At 69.4% G+C, this 18968-nt stretch carries 20 protein-coding genes; 7 read left to right on the forward strand and 13 right to left on the reverse strand.

All coding sequences use genetic code 11. From position 1 onward, the window contains the following. Nucleotides 1-3 precede the first annotated feature (3 nt). Complete coding sequence (locus AB0B82_RS05655; protein ID WP_360162943.1) at nt 4-477, reverse strand: hypothetical protein; 474 nt, start codon at nt 475-477, stop codon at nt 4-6. Between the two features lie 160 nt (nt 478-637). Then, nucleotides 638-1840 carry a 4-hydroxyphenylpyruvate dioxygenase gene (hppD, locus tag AB0B82_RS05660; RefSeq protein ID WP_360162945.1) on the reverse strand — a complete coding sequence of 401 codons (1203 nt, stop codon included), beginning with the start codon at nt 1838-1840 and terminating at the stop codon, nt 638-640. A gap of 150 nt (nt 1841-1990) precedes the next feature. Between hppD and AB0B82_RS05665 the strand changes: the two genes are divergently transcribed. Continuing rightward, nucleotides 1991-2461 carry an Lrp/AsnC family transcriptional regulator gene (locus AB0B82_RS05665; RefSeq protein ID WP_360162948.1) on the forward strand — a complete coding sequence of 157 codons (471 nt, stop codon included), beginning with the start codon at nt 1991-1993 and terminating at the stop codon, nt 2459-2461. Between the two features lie 109 nt (nt 2462-2570). Here the strand turns inward: AB0B82_RS05665 and AB0B82_RS05670 are convergent, their stop codons facing one another. Continuing rightward, nucleotides 2571-3215 carry a helix-turn-helix domain-containing protein gene (locus AB0B82_RS05670; RefSeq protein WP_355472859.1) on the reverse strand — a complete coding sequence of 215 codons (645 nt, stop codon included), beginning with the start codon at nt 3213-3215 and terminating at the stop codon, nt 2571-2573. A gap of 55 nt (nt 3216-3270) precedes the next feature. On the opposite strand from AB0B82_RS05670, the gene AB0B82_RS05675 reads away from it, so the two are divergent. Then, the gene (locus AB0B82_RS05675) at nt 3271-4020 is read left to right on the forward strand and encodes a hypothetical protein (protein WP_360162951.1); all 750 of its coding nucleotides are present in this window, start codon (nt 3271-3273) and stop codon (nt 4018-4020) included. Between the two features lie 36 nt (nt 4021-4056). Here AB0B82_RS05675 and AB0B82_RS05680 read toward each other — a convergent pair whose 3' ends face one another. Both AB0B82_RS05680 and AB0B82_RS05685 read right to left on the reverse strand, forming a co-directional pair. Beyond that, complete coding sequence (locus AB0B82_RS05680) at nt 4057-5289, reverse strand: MFS transporter (RefSeq protein WP_360162954.1); 1233 nt, start codon at nt 5287-5289, stop codon at nt 4057-4059. 30 nt (nt 5290-5319) lie between these two features. Further along, the gene (locus tag AB0B82_RS05685) at nt 5320-6081 is read right to left on the reverse strand and encodes a phytanoyl-CoA dioxygenase family protein (RefSeq protein ID WP_360162957.1); all 762 of its coding nucleotides are present in this window, start codon (nt 6079-6081) and stop codon (nt 5320-5322) included. Nucleotides 6082-6209: 128 nt separating this feature from the next. Between AB0B82_RS05685 and AB0B82_RS05690 the strand changes: the two genes are divergently transcribed. Together AB0B82_RS05690 and AB0B82_RS05695 are read left to right on the forward strand one after the other, a co-directional pair. Continuing rightward, nucleotides 6210-6884 carry an AraC family transcriptional regulator gene (locus AB0B82_RS05690; RefSeq protein ID WP_360162960.1) on the forward strand — a complete coding sequence of 225 codons (675 nt, stop codon included), beginning with the start codon at nt 6210-6212 and terminating at the stop codon, nt 6882-6884. Between the two features lie 14 nt (nt 6885-6898). After that, entirely contained in the window at nt 6899-7447 is a 549-nt protein-coding gene (locus AB0B82_RS05695) for an NUDIX hydrolase family protein (RefSeq protein WP_360162963.1), read from the forward strand. Nucleotides 7448-7474: 27 nt separating this feature from the next. Here AB0B82_RS05695 and AB0B82_RS05700 read toward each other — a convergent pair whose 3' ends face one another. After that, nucleotides 7475-8203, reverse strand: a complete 729-nt coding sequence (locus tag AB0B82_RS05700; RefSeq protein WP_360162966.1) for an SDR family oxidoreductase — start codon at nt 8201-8203, stop codon at nt 7475-7477. A 101-nt stretch (nt 8204-8304) separates the two neighbouring features. On the opposite strand from AB0B82_RS05700, the gene AB0B82_RS05705 reads away from it, so the two are divergent. Further along, a complete protein-coding gene (locus tag AB0B82_RS05705; RefSeq protein WP_360162969.1) occupies nt 8305-9159 on the forward strand; it encodes a helix-turn-helix transcriptional regulator in 855 nt (284 codons plus the stop codon). Nucleotides 9160-9186: 27 nt separating this feature from the next. Here AB0B82_RS05705 and AB0B82_RS05710 read toward each other — a convergent pair whose 3' ends face one another. Then, nucleotides 9187-9702, reverse strand: coding sequence for a TetR family transcriptional regulator (locus AB0B82_RS05710; protein ID WP_360162972.1), 516 nt, complete (start codon nt 9700-9702; stop codon nt 9187-9189). Between the two features lie 62 nt (nt 9703-9764). On the opposite strand from AB0B82_RS05710, the gene AB0B82_RS05715 reads away from it, so the two are divergent. Then, nucleotides 9765-10169 carry an ABC transporter permease subunit gene (locus AB0B82_RS05715; RefSeq protein ID WP_360162975.1) on the forward strand — a complete coding sequence of 135 codons (405 nt, stop codon included), beginning with the start codon at nt 9765-9767 and terminating at the stop codon, nt 10167-10169. A gap of 74 nt (nt 10170-10243) precedes the next feature. Here the strand turns inward: AB0B82_RS05715 and AB0B82_RS05720 are convergent, their stop codons facing one another. From AB0B82_RS05720 to AB0B82_RS05730, 3 genes are all read right to left on the reverse strand, one after another. Continuing rightward, entirely contained in the window at nt 10244-13576 is a 3333-nt protein-coding gene (locus AB0B82_RS05720; RefSeq protein WP_360162978.1) for a CARDB domain-containing protein, read from the reverse strand. Nucleotides 13577-13798: 222 nt separating this feature from the next. After that, nucleotides 13799-15574, reverse strand: coding sequence for a DEAD/DEAH box helicase (locus AB0B82_RS05725; RefSeq protein WP_360162981.1), 1776 nt, complete (start codon nt 15572-15574; stop codon nt 13799-13801). A gap of 71 nt (nt 15575-15645) precedes the next feature. After that, a complete protein-coding gene (locus AB0B82_RS05730; RefSeq protein WP_360162984.1) occupies nt 15646-16191 on the reverse strand; it encodes a Uma2 family endonuclease in 546 nt (181 codons plus the stop codon). Between AB0B82_RS05730 and AB0B82_RS05735 the strand changes: the two genes are divergently transcribed. After that, nucleotides 16184-16450 (forward strand): DUF3039 domain-containing protein, encoded by a 267-nt coding sequence (locus AB0B82_RS05735; RefSeq protein ID WP_360162987.1) that lies wholly within the window; start codon nt 16184-16186, stop codon nt 16448-16450. The two genes, AB0B82_RS05730 and AB0B82_RS05735, sit on opposite strands and share 8 nt — an antisense overlap. Before the next feature lie 24 nt (nt 16451-16474). On the opposite strand, the gene AB0B82_RS05740 is transcribed toward AB0B82_RS05735, so the two are convergent. Genes AB0B82_RS05740 through AB0B82_RS05750 form a run of 3 tightly spaced genes read right to left on the reverse strand, consistent with a single transcriptional unit; the run spans nt 16475 to nt 18844 of the window. Beyond that, nucleotides 16475-17032, reverse strand: a complete 558-nt coding sequence (locus AB0B82_RS05740; protein WP_360162990.1) for a YqgE/AlgH family protein — start codon at nt 17030-17032, stop codon at nt 16475-16477. A gap of 7 nt (nt 17033-17039) precedes the next feature. Continuing rightward, nucleotides 17040-17417, reverse strand: a complete 378-nt coding sequence (locus AB0B82_RS05745) for a VanZ family protein (RefSeq protein WP_360162993.1) — start codon at nt 17415-17417, stop codon at nt 17040-17042. Then, the gene (locus AB0B82_RS05750) at nt 17414-18844 is read right to left on the reverse strand and encodes an NAD-dependent malic enzyme (protein ID WP_360162996.1); all 1431 of its coding nucleotides are present in this window, start codon (nt 18842-18844) and stop codon (nt 17414-17416) included. Before AB0B82_RS05750 ends, AB0B82_RS05745 begins: the two co-directional genes overlap by 4 nt. Nucleotides 18845-18968: the final 124 nt, after the last annotated feature.

Raw genomic sequence — 18968 nt, forward strand, 5'->3', positions numbered from 1 at the left:
GAGTCAGCGGGTCCGTTTGGTGGAGTTCTCCGAGATCTCGCGGTAGCCGCCGCCGTAGTTGTGGTACTCGCGGCCGATCGCGGCGAACGTGATGCTCCCGCTGGTCGCGCGCACCTTCGGTGTCCGGCAGGTGCGCTGGCCCTCGATGACCGCACCGTTGCCGCCGCTGCTGTCACAGCTGAGCACGCGGCCGCTGTTGTTGCCGCCGTACTGCACCAGGAAGGCATTGGCCTTCGCGTTGGCGACGACCGGCGACGCCATCGAGATCTCGGCCCAGTACTGGTAGCAACTGTCGCGGACCAGGCGGACCGTGCCCCAGCTCGGCGGCCGGTGGTCGCGCAGCATCGGCGCCGATGCGATGGACTTCGCGCCTGAACAGTTGGCGGCGGTGGCCGCCGCGGCCGGTGCGGCGGACAGGGCGAACACGCCCGCTCCGGCCAGTCCGGCGGTGCTGAGCAGAATGCCCAGTGTCTTCATGACGAACCCTTCCTGAGTGCACGCCCCGACGCGCACTCAGGAAGGCACCTTACGCGAACAGAGCCTGCCCGGACAGTCATTCCGGTAATCGGACGGCGACACGCCGTATGCAGTTGCTGCTGGCAAGGTTCTGGTCTGTGGTGAAGCGGTTCGACCCGGCTCAGAGGTTGCCGCGCCGCTCCTGCTCCCGCTCGATCGCCTCGAACAGCGCCTTGAAGTTGCCCTTGCCGAAGCCCAGCGAGCCGTGCCGCTCGATCAGCTCGTAGAAGACCGTCGGCCGGTCGCCGATCGGCGCGGTGAAGATCTGCAGCAGGTAGCCGTCCTCGTCGCGGTCGACCAGGATGCCGCGCTTCTGCAGTTCCTCGATCGGCGCCCGCACCTCGCCGATCCGGGCCCGCAGCTCCGGGTCCTCGTAGTACGAGTCCGGCGTGTTCAGGAACTCCACGCCGTTGGCCCGCAGGATGTCGACGGTGCGCAGGATGTCGTTGGTGGCGAGCGCGATGTGCTGTGCGCCGGCGCCGTCGTAGAACTCCAGGAACTCGTCGATCTGCGACTTCTTCTTCGCGATCGCCGGCTCGTTCAGCGGGAACTTCACCCGGTGGTTGCCGTTGGCGACCACCTTGCTCATCAGCGCCGAGTAGTCGGTGGCGATGTCGTCACCGATGAACTCCGCCATGTTCACGAAGCCCATCACCTTGTTGTAGAAGGCAACCCACTCGTCCATCTTGCCGAGCTCGACGTTGCCGACCACGTGGTCGACCGCCTGGAACAACCGCTTCGGGTGCCCGTCCGGGCGGGTCACCTTCGTGGTCGCCGCGACGAAGCCGGGCAGGTACGGGCCGGAGTACTTGCTCCGGTCGATCAGCGTGTGACGGGTGTCGCCGTACGCCGCGATCGCCGCGCGGCGGATCGTGCCGTGCTCGTCGGAGACGTCGTTCGGCTCCTCCAGCACGGTGGCGCCCATGGCCCGCGCGTGCTTGATGCACTTGTCGACGTCCGGGACCTCGAGCGCCAGGTCGACCACGCCGTCGCCGTGCTTGCGGTGGTGGTCGAGCAGCGGGCTCTTCGGGCTGACGCCGCCGGAGATCACGAAGCGCGCCGAGCCGGACTTGAGCACGAAGGCCTTGCTGTCCTTCGAGCCGGTCTCGGGGCCCGAGTACGCGACCAGGTCCATCCCGAACGCGAGCTGGTACCACTTCGCGGTCTGGGTGGCGTTGCCGACCACGAACACCACGGCGTCCATCGCGGTCACCGGGAACGGGTCGGTGCTCTCGTCGTACGGCACCAAGCCGACGAGCTGCTTGAGCTGGTCGAGGTCGAGATCGGCGTCGAGCTCTGCAGGGGTGAGATCGGTGCTGGTCATCGGTGTCCTCCCGGTTTCGGATCAGTACACCGACCCTGGTCTCTGCGCGACAGGTTGCGCAACAGTTTGTTGTTCTGCTGGGCAACCTGACCGATCAGCTGCCAAGATGGCTGGACTATTTGGTCAGTCTGACTATTGACGGAGGGCCGCATGGCGGTGGACGCGCTCGATGCCCGGATCCTGAAGCTGTTCGCGGCCGAACCGCGGGTCGGCGTCCTGGAGGCGTCGCGCCGGTTGGGGGTCGCGCGGGGCACCGTGCAGGCGCGGCTCGACCGGCTGCAACGCGACGGTGTGGTGCGCGGGTGGGGGCCGGACATCGACACCGCCGCGATCGGTTATCCGGTCACCGCGTTCGCGACGCTGCAGATCGAGCAGGGCTCCGGGCACACCGCGGTCGCCGAGGCGCTGGCCCGGATCCCGGAGGTCCTCGAGGTGCACACGATCACCGGCGCCGAGGACCTCTGGTGCCGGATCGTGGCGCGCTCCAACGCCGACCTGCAGCGGGTCATCGACCAGGTCGTGATCGTCCGCGGCATCCAGCGCGCCTCCACCGTCATCGCCCTCGCGGAGCAGATCCAGCACCGGGTGCTACCGCTGGTGGAAGCGGCGACGAAGAACTGACGGCCGGACCTGCACCACTCACCAACTCGCGGAGAACGGCGCCGACAGGCGGTGCTCAGGCGGGGACGCGGTCGTGGCAGGGAGGTTGGTGAGTGGTGGGCGTCCGCCCTCAGGCCAGACGCTTGGCAACTTCCACCGCGGCGCGGGCCACCCGCGGGCCGACGAAGTCGCGGTCGAGTTTGCCGAGCACGACCACGCCGATCGACGCCTCGACGCCGGGCACGCCCAGCACCGGCGACGACACGCCCTGGGCGCCGGCCTGGAGCTCACCGGACGTGACCACGAACGGGCGGCCCGCCGGGTCGGGCTTGCGGCGGCCGGCCAGGATCGCCTTGCCGGCCGCGCCCTGGTCGAGCGCGTGCCGCGACCCCATCCGGTACGACACGTGGTAATCGGTCCAGCTCGGCTCGACGACCGCGATCGCGAGCGCCTCCTCACCGTCCGCGACCGTGAGGTGCGCGGTGGCGCCGGTGTCCTCGGCGAGCGAGCGCAGCACCGGCAGCGCGGCGTCCCGCAGCGTGGGCTGGACCCGCCGGCTGTAGTGCAGGACGGCGAGCCCGAGCCGGGCCCGGCCCTCGCTGTCACGGCGCACGAGCCGGTGCAGCTCCAGCGTGTTCACCAGCCGGTACACGACGGTCCGGCTGACGCGCAACGCCGCTGCGAGCTCGGTGATCGACAACCCGTCGGGGGCATCGGCGAGCAACTCGAGGACCGTGAGTCCCCGGTCGAGCGTCTGCGAGGTCTCGGCTGGCACGCCTTCAGCGTATCCGCTATTCGGTCGCGGCCCGATAGACCCGTATCTTGCTGCCGTGCGAAATTACTGGTCGCTGCTTCCTGCCGTCCTCGTGATCGTGGTGCTGATCCTCGCGTACGCCGTGCCGACGATCATCAACCCGCAGTGGACGAGCTCGATCATGGCCCTGTTCCGCACCACCGGCGTCCCGGCCGGCGCCTCGCCGGAGGAGGTCCGCCGCGCGGCCGGCATCCTCGGCCCGCAGCAGCGCAAGTCCCGCCGGATGCTGGCGATCGCGATGGTCGTCGGCGCGCTGGGCCTGGTCGGGTTCAACGTGTCGCTGAACCGGGAGGCGAACGGCTGCTACCAGGCGGCCCGCGCGTTCGGCGCGATCGACGGCCGCAGCGCCGAGGACCCCTGCATCAACATGATCTACGGCGCCTTCTTCGGCGACGGCAGCGGCAAGCCGGACGAGGAGAACCCGCAGCCGGTCCTCTACTACCAGGTGGTCAAGGACAAGAAGCCGAAGTACCTCAAGTGGGTCCAGAACGCGCCGAAGTACGACGAGACCCAACTGCTGTTCGGCGCCGTCGGCAAGTGCTCGCTCGATCTCAAGGTCGAACAGCTCGAGGACAAGATCCGCGCGACGATCGACGTCGACATGCCGTGTCCCGAGGACGACGACGTCGCGCTGTTCCCGATCAAACTGAAGAAGCCGCTCGGGGACCGCAAGATCGTCACGGTCGACGACAAGCCGATCACCGAGATCAACCCGGACATGGACTCCTGGTTCACCGTCGTCAAGAAGCTCGCAACCGGCGGCTGAACCGGCGCGATCCGGCGCGATCCAGCTCGGTGCGACTCAGCTGAGGGCGCGGACCTCGGAGTCGTAGACCCGGAACGGCCGGTTCCGGGCCAGCAGGATCAGCAGGCCGGTGACACAGACCGCGGCGCCGCCGAGCAGCGCGATCGTCGGGGTGGTCAGTGACGCCGTCGTTCCGGCCACGAAATCCCCGAGCCGCGGCCCGCCCGCGACGACCACGATGAAGACTCCCTGCAGCCGCCCGCGCATCGCGTCCGGCGCCGCGGACTGCAGCACCGTGTTCCGGTACGCCGAACTCACCATGTCGGCCGCCCCGGACAGCGCGAGCAGCGCCACGCCCAGCCAGATCGTCCGGGACAGCCCGAACAGCCCGACCGCGGCGGCGTACGCCGTGATTGCGAGCACGATCGCCACACCCTGACGGCGGACCCGGGTCACCCAGCCGGAGAAGATCACGCCGATCAGCGCACCGATCGCCGGCGCCGCCTGCAGCAGGCCGACGGTCCGAACGCCGCCGCCGAAGAACGCGCCCGCCACGGCCGGGAACAGCGCCCGCGGCTGCGCGAACACCATCGCGAGAATGTCGGCGAGGAACGTCGCCAGCAGCGCCGGCGCCGCCCGCAGGAACGTGAACCCTTCGAGCACCGACCGCAGCCCGGCCCGCCGTACCGAACCGGTCGGCGGCACCGGCGGCAGCCGGAACAGTGCGTAGAGCGCGGCGGTGAAGGTCAGCACGTCGACCAGGTACGCCGCTGCGAACCCGTGCCACGCGATCACCGCCGCGCCGAGCAGCGGCCCCGCGGTGAAGCCGAGGTTGAAGGCGGCCTGGCTGAGCGTGTTCGCGGCCGGCAGCAGCTCGGGCCGGATCAGCCGCGGGATGATCGCGGACCGGGCGGGATTGTTGACCGCGAAGCAGGCGGACTGGCACGCCACGACGGCGTACAGCACCCCGACGCGCTGCCAGTCCAGGTGCGACTGCAGCACCAGGATCATCGAGAGCAGCCACAACCCGGTCGACGAGACGAGGGCGAGCGTACGGCGGTCGATCGCGTCGGCCATCGCGCCGCCGTACAGCCCGAAGACGATCAGCGGGACCAGCGAGCACAGGCCGACCAGCCCGACCGCGAAGGTCGACTGGGTCAGCGCGTACACCTGGATCGAGACGGTCACCGCGGTCATCTGCTGACCGAGCTGCGACACCGTCGATCCGAGCCACAACCTGCGGAAGTCGGCGGACTCACGCAGCGGACGGATGTCGGTGAGCAGACGCACGGAGACCAACTTATGTCACGTCATGAAAATTCAAACAGCCGGGAACAGCTCGTGATTCAGCGGTGCACCCACCGTCAACTCGAGGCCGTCGGTGACCACGTGCGCGGCCCCGGTGTACGTCGCCTCCGCGTCGATGTAGATCGCGACATGCGCGATCCGCGGGTCGTCGGTGAAGTTCGGTGTCGCCGAGTGCGCCAGGTAGGCGTTGTGGAAGGTGCAGTCGCCGGCTTGCAGCGGGATCGTCAGCCGCTGCCCCCAGCGCAGATCCGGCGCGGCGCGGAACAGGTCGTCGCGGTCCGACAGGTCCTGGCGGCGCAGGTCCTGGTGGTCCTGGGAGCCGGGGATGAACGTCATGCACCCGCGCTCCACCGGTACGTCGACCAGCGCGACCCAGGCCGACAACGAGGCCCGCGAACCGGCGTGCGGCCAGTACGGCGCGTCCTGGTGGAACTCGGTCGCGGCGCCGTTGTGCGGCGGTTTGATCAGCAATTGGTCGTGCCAGATCCGCAGCGGTACGCCGGCCAGCGCGGTGGCCGCTGCGGCGAGTCGCGGGTCCAGCGTGAGCTCCCGCAGTACGTCGTTCTGCCGCCAGACGTTGACGTACTGATTGAAGATCTTCGAGCCCTTGAAGTTGTCGTCGGCGCCGGCCGTCCACTCGGCCGCGGCCGCGGCGAACCGGGCCGCTTCGTCGCGGCCGATGATGTTGCGGATCCGGACCACCCCGTCGCGGCGGTAGGCGGAAATGATCTCTTCGTCGAGCGTCGCGGGTGCCGTAGGGTCGGTCGTGGTCATCGAGGACTCCTCGGATTCGGTTGTGGGAGAAGGTGAATCCAGAGTCCCGGCTGCGCGGCTGTGCGGACAGGACGTGGCTGACCAGCACTTGACCGATCTTGACCTCCGGGAGATCCGTGGTGCACAACGTGCTGAGCAATGAGGTCTTCGCGGACCCGCGCCTGCCGGTGGCCGGCGAGCGGATCGAGCTGCGCGCGGACGTCGCGCCGCACAGTCACGCGTTCTTCGAGATCGCAGTCGTCGTCGCCGGTCGCGGTACGCACGTGTCCGCCGCCGGTGAGGTCGAGCTGGCGCCGGACTCGGTCGTCGTACTGCGTCCGGGCGAGTGGCACGGGTACGTCGACTGCGACGGGCTCGTAGTGCGAAACGCGTACCTCGGGGCCGACGTCTTCGGGCTGCTCTCCGGCGCCTTGGTGCCTGGTGCCCTGCTGCCTGGTGGCCTGATGCCTGGGGCCGCCGCGCCCGGTGCCGCCGTGCCGGTGCATCCGGCGGTGCAGCACGCGATGCGGCTGCTCGAGTCCGATCTGGGAGGTGCGTGGACCCTCGAGCGGCTCGGCGCCGGCGTCAACCTCGCTCCCGGCTACCTGGTCCGGCTCTTCGGGCGGTCGGTCGGGCTGTCGCCGATGGCGTACCTGAACCGCATCCGCGCCGAGCGCGCCGCCGGCCTGCTGATCGAGACCGAGCTCCCGGTCGCCGCGATCGGCGCCCTGGTCGGCTGGCCGGATCCGAGCCACGCCACCCGCCGTTTCCGCTCGGTATTCGGACTCAGCCCCTCCCAGTACCGGTCCGCTTTCAGACCGTAGGCGAAGATGGGCCCATGACGTCGTCTTTGCGTACGCCGGATCCGAATCCTGGCTGGTTGTCCGAGTTCGCGCTCGCCGAGACCCGCTCGCGGGTCCCGATCCTGTACGTCGAGGCCGTACCGGTACGGGTCGACACGTCCGGGCAGCTCGAGCACATCGGGGTGCTGCTGCGGACGTCGCCCGCGACCGGCGAGATCACCCGCACGCTGGTCTCCGGCCGGGTCCTGCACAACGAGTCGATCCGGGACGCGCTGCAGCGCAACATCGTGAAGGACCTCGGCCCGGCCGCGTTCCCGCGGATCCCCGCGACGCTGGTCCCCGTCACGGTCGCCGAGTACTTCCCGTTCCCCGGGATGACCCCGCTGCACGACCCGCGGCAGCACGCGGTTGCGCTGGTGTACGTCGTACCGGTCACCGGCGAGTGCAATCCGCGCCAGGACGCGCTCGAACTGACCTGGCTGACGCCGGAGGAGGCGCTGGCCCCGAGCCTTCTGAACGACATGGAAGGCGGTCGCGGCCAGCTCCTCAAGCAGGCACTCGCCTGGTCCGGCGCCATCGTCTGACTCAGCCGGTTGCGGCCGGCCGCCGCCTCACCACGGCAGGCGGCCGTCCTCGGCGTACACGTGGCCGGTCGGACCGTCGGCGTCCAGCGTGGCGAGTCGGACGGCCACCGCGGCGCCCTCGGCGGCGGTTCGCGGCGAGTCGAGGCCGCCCATGTCGGTGGCGCACTGGCCGGGGTCCGCGGCGTTGACCAGAATGCCCGTGCCGCGGAGCTCGTTGGCGAGCATCACCGTGGCCATGTTCACGGCCGCCTTCGACGCGTTGTACGCGAACAGCAGCACCGTCGACATCCGCGACCACCGGTCGCCGACGAGCGCGAACGAGGCCAGCGCCGACGAGAGGTTCACGATCCGGGCTTCGCCGGCGTTGCGGAGCAGCGGCAGGAACGCCTGGGTTACGCCCACCAGTCCGATCACGTTGGTCTCGAACGTGCTGCGCAGTACGTCGGCCTCGACCTCCGAGACCGCGGTGTCGCCGGCGGGGATGATCGCCGCATTGTTGACCAGCACGTCCAGCCGGCCGTACTCCGCCGCGACCCACCCGGCCGCCGCCCGCACCGACGCCTGGTCGGTCACGTCCAGCTGCACGCCAACGACGTCGAGGCCCTCAGCCACCAGTTCCTTCACCGCGAGCTGCCCGCGTTCCTGGTCGCGCGCCGCGGCCAGCACGGTGAACCCGGCCTGCCCGAGTTGCCGCGCGATCTCCTTGCCGATGCCCTTGTTGGCGCCCGTGACGAGCGCGATCTTCGTCGTGTTCATGCCGTCCACCGTCGGCCGATCCGCCGGCCCGCGGCAGAGTCGGCCGAGCCTGGGATCGCGAGTCCCTGGCTGACGCCGGCGCCGGCTGGGATCCTGGGACCATGGATCGCGACGGACTGGCCGAGTTCCTCCGGGTACGACGCGAGGCCTTGCAACCGTCCGGAGTAGGGCTCCCAGCCGGTCTGCGCCGCCGTACGCCGGGCCTGCGCCGGGAGGAAGTGGCGAGCCTCGCGACGATGTCGACCGACTACTACACGCGCCTCGAACAGGGCCGCGGGCCGCGTCCTTCGCGCGCGGTGCTGACCGGGCTCGCCCGGGCACTGCGGCTGTCAGATGCCGAACGCGACCACCTGTTCCGGCTCGCCGGCGAGCAGCCCGGTCCGCCACCCGGTCCGCCACCCGGTCCGCCGACCGACGTGCGCCCCGGCGTACTACGGATGCTCGCGCGACTCGACGTACCGGGTCTGGTGCTGGACGCGAAGTACGACGTACTCGCCTGGAACCCGCTGGCCGCGGCGCTGATCACGGACTTCTCCGCGCTGCCGGTGCGTGACCGGAACCTGCTGCGGCTGCGGTTCCTCACCGACCGGCAGGCGGAACTGTTCGGCGAGGAGGCCACCCGCGAGTTCGCCCGGGAGGCGGCCGCGGATCTGCGCGCTGCCACCAGCACGTATCCGGACGACCAGGCGCTGGCGCAACTCGTCGACGATCTGCTGGTCGGCAGCGCCGAGTTCGCCGAGGTCTGGGCACGGCACGAAGTCGGCCGCCAACTGTCCCTGTGCCAAACGATCTTCCATCCGCGGGTCGGCCGTATCGACGTCATCTGTGAGGTGCTCGTCGTCCCGGAACGCGACCAGCGGGTCGTGCTCTACGCGGCCGAACCGGGATCACCGTCCGAGCAGGCGATCCGGCTGCTCGACGTGATCGGCATCCAGGAGTTGACAACCGCCACCTGACCGAACGATTCCGACGGCGGCCCGCGGTCAGGATGGCGACATCTGGGCGGTCTGCTGCGCCGCCCACTGTGCGGCTGCCTCCGCGACCGGGATGCTCGGGTCGACCAGCCAGGCGGCTTCGAGTCCGTAGCAGAACGCGATGATCTCCATCGCCTTGAGCCGCGGATCGATGTCCGGGCGCATGTCGCCGCGCTCCTGCGCGGAACGCAACGTCGCCGCGACGCGGTCGATGGTCGTCCGGTAGCCGTTCACCAGCCGCGGATGCAGCTCGGTGCCCGCGGGGCCCGGGTCGGGATCGTGACCCCACAGCCATTCCTCGGAGAACGTCAGGTGGCGGTCCATGACCGCGTTGAGCAGGGCCTCCTTGCTGGGGAAGTGGTACAGCAGGCCGGTCTGTGAGATCCCGGCCTCCGCGGCTCGGACGCGCCCGCGCCGCGCGCGACCGAGGGATCGGCGGTGGCGGCCACTGTCGACGCGTTCCAGGCTCTGCTGACAAACGATGGGCTCGTCGGCTTCATGGCCGATGCGACGGCTTCGATTCACGTCAACAGCCTGATTCCGCAGACGCAGTTGCTGCTGGCCGGAAGAACGACGGACTCGCGATCGTGCTGCCGCTGGTCGGGCTGCTGATGCCGTTCGGCGTCTTCTGGATGCGAGCGCATTTCCTTGCGGTCGAACCGGCGCTGACCGAGGCCGCGAAGGTCGACGGGGCGGGCCCTGTCCAGACGTTCCTCCGGGTCCATCTGCCACTTGCCACGTCCGCGTGGTCCGCGCTCGCGGTGCTGTTCTTCCTCGCCACCTGGAATCAGTACCTGCTGCCGCTCGTTCTCGTCGACGATCCGACGAAGCGCACGGTGGCCGGGGGACTCGGCGCGTTCCAGGGGCAGTACGGAACCGATGTGGTGCTGCTGTGTGCGGGTTCGCTGCTGATCATCCTGCCCTCCCTGCTGGTCTTCCTCGTGTTTCAGCGCAGCTTCGTCAGGGCGCTCATGCAGGGCGCGGTCAAATAGGTCCTCGCCGCATCTGCCCTCGGCGTGGGGCGGCCCCGGCTCCTGGGGTGGTTGCCGGGAGCCGGGGCCGCAGGCTACTGGCCGGTGATGGTGAAGGTGGTGCCGGGTTCGCGGAGGATGTCGCCGTCGCGGGAATTCGTGATGGTGACGTTGGTCAGGGTGGCACTGCCGCGGGCGCCGGACATGGCCAGGATGCCGGAGCCGTTGTTGGACTTGTCGATGCGGACGTTGCTGATGGCCACGTTCGGCAGCTCGCCGCCGCCGGTCTTGAACTGGATGCCGTCGTAGGTCGAGTCGTGGATCTCGGTGTCGCGGATCGTCACCCCCGGGATCGGCAGGTTCGCCGCGAACAAGGTGATCGCCCCGAACTCCTGGGCCTCGCCCCAGAACACCCCGCCGCACCGGTACAGCGCGTTGTTCGCGATCGTCGTCGTCCCGGAGAACGGCAGCGGGTCGTGGTCGGTGGCGAGCATGATGCCCGGGTAGTTCATCGTGTCGGAGATCAGGTTGTTCTCGATCCGGTTGCCGTAGCCGCCGTAGATCGCGACGCCGTTCGCCCGCCACGGCAGCGCGATCGTGTTGCTGGTGAACACGTTGTCGTGGCCGATGTCGACCGACTGGTCCTTCACGTACTTGCTCGCCCAGACCGCGAGCGCGTCGTCGCCGGTGGTCCGGAACGACGAGTTGAAGACCTTCGAGTTCCGGGTGCCGTTGGCGAAGTTGATGCCGTCGGCGTAGGTGTCCCGGATCCGCATCCCGCTGAACTCGAGCCCGTCGCCCGGACCCCACAGCTCGGGGATGTTGTCGTAGTCACGACCGACCCAGACGCCGACGTTCGAATGCTCGATCCAGACGTTGCTGATCTTGGTGCCGGTGCCGAACCGGCCGTTCAGCGCGACCCCGCCCTCGGCGTTCCCGTCGCCGCCGCGGATCCGGCCGGAGCCGAAGATCGCGAGGTCGCTGAGCTGGACGTTGTGGTCGATGTCGAAGCCGAAGTTGCCTTCGTGCGGGTGGTTGATACCGCCCGCGTTCTGCGGCTCGATCGTCGAGTACAGCTGCGAGTACCACATGCCGGCGCCGCGGATCGTGGCGTCGCGGATCCCGACCTGGTTGAACTGACCGCGGTTCAACGGGTCGTCGGTGAGGACCTTCTTCTCCTGCCGCCACTGCCCCTCGGGGATCCAGACGCAGCTGATCACACCGTTCTGGTCGTCGGTCACGGCCCGCTGGATGGCGTCCGCGTCGTCGATCCCGTCGTTCGGTACGGCGCCGTACTGCGTGATCGACGTACACCCGGCCGGCTGGCTCAGCGGCGGCGCGACCTGCTCGAGGTCGACCAGGTCGATGATGTAGTACGACGCTGTGTCACCGGCATCGCGCTGCAGGCGGAACGTGGTACCGGCCGGGTACGACGTACCGAGCAGCGCATGCGCCTCGTCGAACAGCCGGCGCGCATCACCGCCCGGGGTGTTGGTGAGCCCTTCGGGGGAATCGGTGTTGCCGTAGAGCCAGCTGTGCCGGCTGCTCAGGTCGAGCTTCTGCTTGAAGGTGCCGTTGACGTACAGGCTGATCGTTGCCTGCAGCCCCTGTCCGTCGGCGGAGTCGGGGATCGAGTTGCGGACCACGATCGAGTTCGTCGGTACGGTCGAGGTGAACTCGACGAACTGCCCGGTCGAGTTCAGCCGGACCGACTGCCGGCCGGACGACTCGGTGGCGAAGTTCGTGTGCCCGAAGGTCCGCTTCGCGTCCGCGGTCAGCAGCGTGCCGCTGTAGTTGCCGCTCTCGGCCTCGTACGACGTGAACGGTACGGCGGCACCGCGACCGACCACGATCGCCTTCGTCAGCACGTTGTTCGTCTCATTGGTCTCGTCAACGGCGTTGCCCGCATCGGCCGTGGCCGTGAGGGTGGCGCCGCCGTTGCCCGCCGTCCAGGTGCCGGAAATCGCGACGTTGGCGGTGGCACCGGCCGCGATCGACGGGGTGCTGCCGTTGAGCGTGGTGGAACCGACCACGAGTCGCGTGACGCTCGCGGCGGCGGACGTCGTACCGCGGTTGTTGACGGCAACCGTGAACGAGACCTGCGTGCCGGGCGCCGGGTTGGCGGGGCTGGGCGTGATGCCGGTGACCTGGAGATCGGGTCCGGGCGCCTGGCCGACGGTGAGTTTGCCGGCCGCTTGGAAGGTGTTGTTGGTGTCGTCCTGCTCGACGACCGCATTCGCGGGGTCGGCGACCGCGGTGACGGTGTAGCTGCCTTGCGGACGCGTGCCGGCGCTCGCGGTGACAGTGGCGGAGGCGCCGGCGGCGAGTGCCTGGACCGCTGCGGTGCCGGCGACCGTGCCGTCGAGGAGGAAATTCAGGCTGCTGGCCGGGGCGGGCGCGGAGCCGTTGTTCTTCACGGTCGCGGACAGGGTGATCGGTGTCGACTCGCTCGGGTCGGTCGGCGACCAGTTGACGTTCGTCACGACGAGGTCGGGGTTGGGCGCCGCCGTACCGAACACCTGTAGTTCGGCGACCTGGCCGCCCGGGGCGCCGGTGTTGCCGAAGACCTGCAGCCGCAGGTCGGCGTACCGGCCGGTGACGGGGATCGTGACTGTGTTCTGGTTGCCCGACGGGCTGAACTGGTAGTCCTGCCGCGCGACCACCGAGGTGAACGTGGTCGCGGACTGCTCACGGCCGAGCACCTCGATGCTCTGCGTACGCGGACCCCAGATCGGGTCCGGGTTGAGCTTCACGACCACGTCGGTGAGGTCGGCGTTCGAGTCGAGCTTCACGGTCAGCGTGGCCGGGAAGCCGTTCGACTCCCAGTACGTACCGGTGTTGCCGTCGTTGGCGTTCGTCGCGACGAAGCTGTGCACGGAACTCGACGCCTCGATGGGCTTGCCGCCGGCGAGATCGGTCCCGTCCGGAGGCTCCTCCGACCCGCCACCAGGCCCGGTCAGTGAGAACTCCGAGAGCTGCGCGGCCGGCCAGCCCGTATTCGCGGTGAACGTCAGCCGGACGTACCGCACCGAGGTCTCGGCGAAGTCGATCGTGACGACGTTGGTGCCGCTGAAGGTGTACGCCGTACCGCTCACCAGGGTGCTGTACTGCGAACCGTTCGCGCTGCCTTGCACGGAGATGGTCTGCTGGCGCGACTCCCACGCCGGCGGGAGTTTCAGCGTGACCTGGTTGACGTCCCGCGACGTGCCGAGGTCCGCTTGCAGCCACTGCGGGAACGCGTTGTTCGCACTCTCCCAGTAGGTGCTCTGATTGCCGTCGCCGGCATTGGCAGCCGGGTACTCACCGTGCGAACTGCTGGCCGTCAAGGTCTTGCTCAGCTCGGCAGCCATCGCGGTGGGCGCAACCACCAACCCGACGGCAACCATCAGCCCAACCAGCACGAGCCGGAGAAATCTTTGTCGATGCATCACGTGGGTCCTCCATCAAGGGGCGGCGGGAGGTACGCGGCACAGCAAGAATTGCAACACTCTGCCAATTTCTTGCGCACCAGTAGCCTGAAGCTTGCAGCACCCACCACACCACGTCAACACCTCATCACCCACGCGTGACGAGGTGACCCACGACCGGTGAGTCCCGGGGTGAGTCGCGGGGTGAGCTGTGACGTCCGGGCGCGAGGTGCCGCGCGGAGGTCAGGCTTGGCGTTGCGTGGCCCAGTCCCGGATCAAGTTGATGCGGTCTTTGAGTTGCTCGGAGGAGGCGTGGGCCGCGGGGGGACCGCCCAGTTTGCGGCGAAGGTCGTTGTGGATGACGCCGTGCGGCTGGCCGGTGCGGTGGTGCCAGGCGGCGACCAGGCCGTTGAGTTCGCGGCGGAGGAGGGCGATCTGCTCGTGGGTGGCGAGCTCGGTCGGGGTTGGGTCCTCGCGGTCGCTCGTGCGCTTGGACTTCTTCTGCGCGGCGAGCGACTTCTGCTGGCGCTTGTGGAGGAGCTCACGGACCTGGTCGGGCTCGAGCAGACCGGGCAGCCCGAGGAAGTCCAGCTCCTCGTCGGACGCGTTCTCACCGCCTGTGCCGTAGTCGCCGCCGTCGAACACCACCCGGTCGAAGCTCGCGTCCGACCCGAGCGCCTCGAACGCGCCCTCGAGCTCGTCGCTGGCGCCCTCGCTCTGGTTCGCCTGCTTCAGCAGGTCGTCCTCGAGCGCGAAGATGTCGCCGTCCTCGGAACTGTTCTTCCGGCCGAGCACGTGATCCCGCTCAACCTCCATCTCCGCGGCGAACCCGAGCAGCCGCGTCACCGACGGCACGAACACCGACGCGGTCTCACCGCGGCGCCGCGCCCGGACGAACCGCCCGACTGCCTGCGCGAAGAACAGCGGCGTCGACGTCGGCGTGGCATACACGCCGACCGCGAGCCGCGGGACGTCGACGCCCTCGGACACCATCCGGACGGCGACCATCCACCGCGAGTTGTCCTCGGAGAACTTCGCGATCTTCTTGCTCGCCGCCTTCTCGTCGGACAGTACGACGGTCGGCGCCTCGCCGGTGATCTCGCGCAGCGTCTTCGCATACGCACGGGCCGTGTTCTGGTCGCCCGAGATCACCAGTGCGCCGGCGTCGGGCATGTGTCGCCGCACCTCGGTCAGGCGCTTGTCCGCGGCCGCGAGCACGGCCTGCATCCACTCGCCGTTCGGGTCGAGCGCGGTGCGCAGCGCCTGCGCGGTCAGGTCCTTGGTCAGTGGTTCGCCCAGCCGCGCCGCGACCTCGTCCCCGGCCTTGGTCCGCCAACGCATCTCGCCCGAGTACGACATGAAGATGACTGGGCGGACGACGTGATCGCGCAACGCGTGCCCGTACCCGTACGTGTAGTCGGCCTTGCTCCGGGCGACGCCGTCCGAACCCTCCTCGTAGGTCACGAACGGGATCGGGTTGTCGTCGCTGCGGAACGGTGTGCCGGTCAGGCACAACCGGCGCGTCGCGGGCTCGAACGCCTCCCGGACACCGTCGCCCCAGCTCAGCGCGTCGCCGCCGTGGTGCACCTCGTCCAGGATCACCAGGGTCTTGAACCGCTCGGTCCGGACCCGGAACGCCAGCGGGTTCACCGCGACGCCGGCATAGGTCACCGCGACGCCCTGGAAGTCCTTGTTGGTCTTCCCGCGCCGCCCGGCGAACGCGGGGTCGATCGAGATCCCCGCGCGGTCCGCGGCGTCGGCCCACTGCACCTTGAGGTGCTCGGTCGGGGTCACCACGGTGACCCGCTCGATCTGCCGTCGCTGCAGCAGCTCTGCGGCCACGGTGAGCGCGAACGTCGTCTTACCGGCGCCGGGTGTCGCGACCGCGAGGAAGTCCCGCGGGCTCTTGTCCAGGTACAGCTGGAGCGCCTCGGCCTGCCAGGCTCGCAGCTTGCTTGCGGTCCCCCAGGCGGCCCGATCCGGATAGGCCGGTGGCAGAACCGCTGGGTTGGCCGGCACGTGCGAATCCACAGACAGCTACTCCCCCGAAGGTCGACAGTGTGCCGGGCAGGAAGGTTACCCGACATCGATCACGAGATCAGATCGGCGGGCACCACGCTGACATCGAACGGACTCGTCAGCCGCGCCGCTTCGTCACCGGTCACCTTCGCGACCTGCACGTATGCGCCGTCCTGCAACTCCCAGGCGATCAGGCTCGGCGTGTCGGAGTCCACCACCCAGTACGCCGGGCAGCCGGCCGCCTCGTACCGCGAGAACTTGAGCATCAGATCGACCCGGCGGGTGCTCGGCGACAGCACCTCCACCGCCAGCAGCGGCGGACCGGGCAGGTGCCGCTCGGTGAAGGCGTCCCGGGGCGCGACCAGCAGATCTGGCTCGAAGACGGTGTCATCGGCGAGCACGACGTCGACCGGCGCGAACAGCACCAGGAGCTCCGGTGGGCAGGCCGCGAACAGCGTCCGGTACACGCCGGCCAGCACGATCTGGTGGCGCGGCACCGGCGCAGGCGTCACCAGCAACGTCCCATCGACGAGCCCCGGCCTGGACCGGGAGTCCCCGGTCTGTGGAAAAGTTCCTGGTCTGCTGGTCAGGCGTCCTACACTCGGGGGTATGAGCACTCAGCTGACCCCCGGCGCGGAGACGGTTGTCGACGAGCGGACGCAGACGGCACCGGCCGAGCCCGGCGATCACGAGCGGTTCTCGCACTACGTGCCGAAGGACAAGCTGACCGAGGCGATGGTGATGGGCACGCCGGTCGTCGCCCTGTGCGGCAAGGTCTGGGTGCCGAGCCGCGACCCGCAGCGCTTCCCGGTCTGCCCGGAGTGCAAGGAGATCTGGGAGTCCCTCAACCCGGGCGAGGGCGACGGAGACGAGTAACCCACCCGGCTCACAGCGCGCGGATCAGTTCATGGTGGGGTCGTCGGGGTAGGTCGCCACGAAGGCCATCTGGTCGGTCTGGCGGCGCAGGACGCGGCGCCAGAGGGTTTCCGGTTCGTGGCCGAAGACGTCTTCGGCCTCGGACTCGACGACGTACCACGCGCCTTCGGCGATCTCGCCCTCGAGCTGACCGCTGGACCAGCCGGCGTAGCCGGCGAAGATGCGCATCCGGGTGATCGCACCCTCCAGCAGCGCGGGCGGCACGTCCAGGTCGACCAGGCCGATCCGACCGAAGCACTCCCGCCAGCCGGGCGGGTCGTCGGCGTCGATCACCTCCGCGACCGCGAGCGCACTGTCGGTTCCCACTGGTCCGCCCATGAACAACACCCCGGGCTCGTCGACCGTGGCCGACCAGTTCGGCAGCACCTGGTCGACGGACAGGTCGGCGGCGCGGTTCACCACCACCCCGAGTGCGCCGTCGTCGTCGTGGTCCAGCAGCAGGATCACCGAACGGCGGAAGGGCGGCTCGTCGAGCAACGGGGTCGCCACCAGCAGCGAACCGGTCAGGGTCGAGACCGTCATACCTCCATCATGGCCTACGGCGGGCCGTCCACCAGCCCATCCAGCCGCCGAGTGCGACTCCGGCCAGGTCCGCGAGCGAGTCGAACGGGTCGCCGTCGCGCCGCGGCAGGAACCAGTGCTGGACGAGTTCGCTGACCGCCGCGTGCGCGACCAGTGCCCCGAGCAACCAGCGAACCGGTACGCCGGCCTTGGTCCCGGTGAACGCGACCGCCGCGAACAGGAACAGGTGCGCGACCTTGTCGATCTGCGGGAGGCCGACGTTCGGACCGGCCTCCTGCGGCGCGTAGACGCCGTACAGCTGCAGCGCCACCGCCGCGACGAAGGCGATCCGCCACACCCAGATCCGCACGCGCCCGCCGGTGCGGGGTTCGGTCGTGACCGTCACAGGGCCGGCGAGTCGTCCGGATAGGTCTCGTGTGCCGGCGCCTTGCCGCCGGCCGCGTCGCGGACGGCATGCGCCACCATCGTGTGCACCTCCGGGTGGAAGACGCTCGGCACGATGTACGCCGCGTTCAGCTCGTCGTCGGTGACGACACCGGCCAGGGCGCGCGCGGCCGCGAGTTCCATGTCGACCGTGACCTTGGACGACTGCGCGTCGAGCAGACCGCGGAAGACGCCCGGGAAGACCAGCACGTTGTTGATCTGGTTCGGGAAGTCGCTCCGGCCGGTGGCGACCACGGCCGCGTGCTCACCGGCGTCGACCGGGTCGACCTCGGGCACCGGGTTCGCCAGCGCGAACACGATCGCGTCGTCGTTCATCGTGGCGATGTCGTCGCCGGTGAGCAGGTTCGGCGCGGACACTCCGATGAACACGTCGGCGCCGTTCAGCGCGCCCTTCAGGTCGCCGCTGTACTTCGCGGCGTTGGTGTTCTCCGCGATCCAGCGCAGCTCCGGCGACAGCCCGTCGCGATCCGGGTGGATGACGCCGCCGATGTCGGCAACGCAGGTGTCCTTCACCCCGGCCGCGAGCAGCAGCTTGAGGATCGCCGTACCGGCCGCGCCCGCGCCGGACAGCACCACCCGCACGGCGCTGATGTCCTTGCCCACCACGCGCAACGCGTTGTAGAGCGCCGCCAGCACGACGACCGCCGTACCGTGCTGGTCGTCGTGGAACACCGGGATGTCGAGCTCCTCGCGCAGCCGGGCCTCGATCTCGAAGCAGCGTGGCGCGGAGATGTCCTCGAGGTTGATGCCCGCGAAGCCGGGCGCGATCGCCTTCACGATCGAGACGATCTCGTCCGGGTCCTGGGTGTCCAGGCACAGCGGCCACGCGTCGATCCCGGCGAACCGCTTGAACAGCGCCGCCTTGCCCTCCATCACCGGCAGCGCGGCCTTCGGTCCGATATTGCCCAGGCCGAGCACCGCCGAGCCGTCGGTGACGACCGCGATGCTGTTGCGCTTGATGGTCAGCCGCCGGGCGTCGTCGGGGTTGTTCGCGATCGCCAGGCAGACTCGCGCGACACCGGGCGTGTAGATCATCGACAGGTCGTCGCGGTTTCGGATCGGGTGCTTGGCCTCCATCTGGATCTTCCCGCCGAGGTGCATCAGGAAGGTCCGGTCCGAGACCCGGCCGATCTCGACGCCCGGGACGGCGCGCATCGCCTCGACCAGGCGGCCGGCGTGCTCGGTGTCGGCCGCGGCGCAGGTGACGTCGATCCGCAGTCGCTCGTGTCCGGACGCGGTGACGTCGAGCGCGGTGACCAGACCGCCGGCCTGCTCGACCGCGGTCGTCAGCTTGCTGACCGTCGAGCCACCCGCGGGCACCTCGAGGCGAACGGTGATGGAGTACGAAACACTCGGCAAGGCTGTCACGCGGGTGATCCTCTCACGTCACTGGTAAACCTCCGAGGTTACGTACGTTACGTCCACGCCGGCCCAGCCTTCCGCACCAGGGGCGCCGGAATCGAAGGCTGTCCCTCCAGGTATGCAGAACCCC

It is taken from the genome of Kribbella sp. NPDC048915, assembly GCF_040649595.1.
In the GTDB taxonomy this organism is placed as follows: domain Bacteria; phylum Actinomycetota; class Actinomycetes; order Propionibacteriales; family Kribbellaceae; genus Kribbella.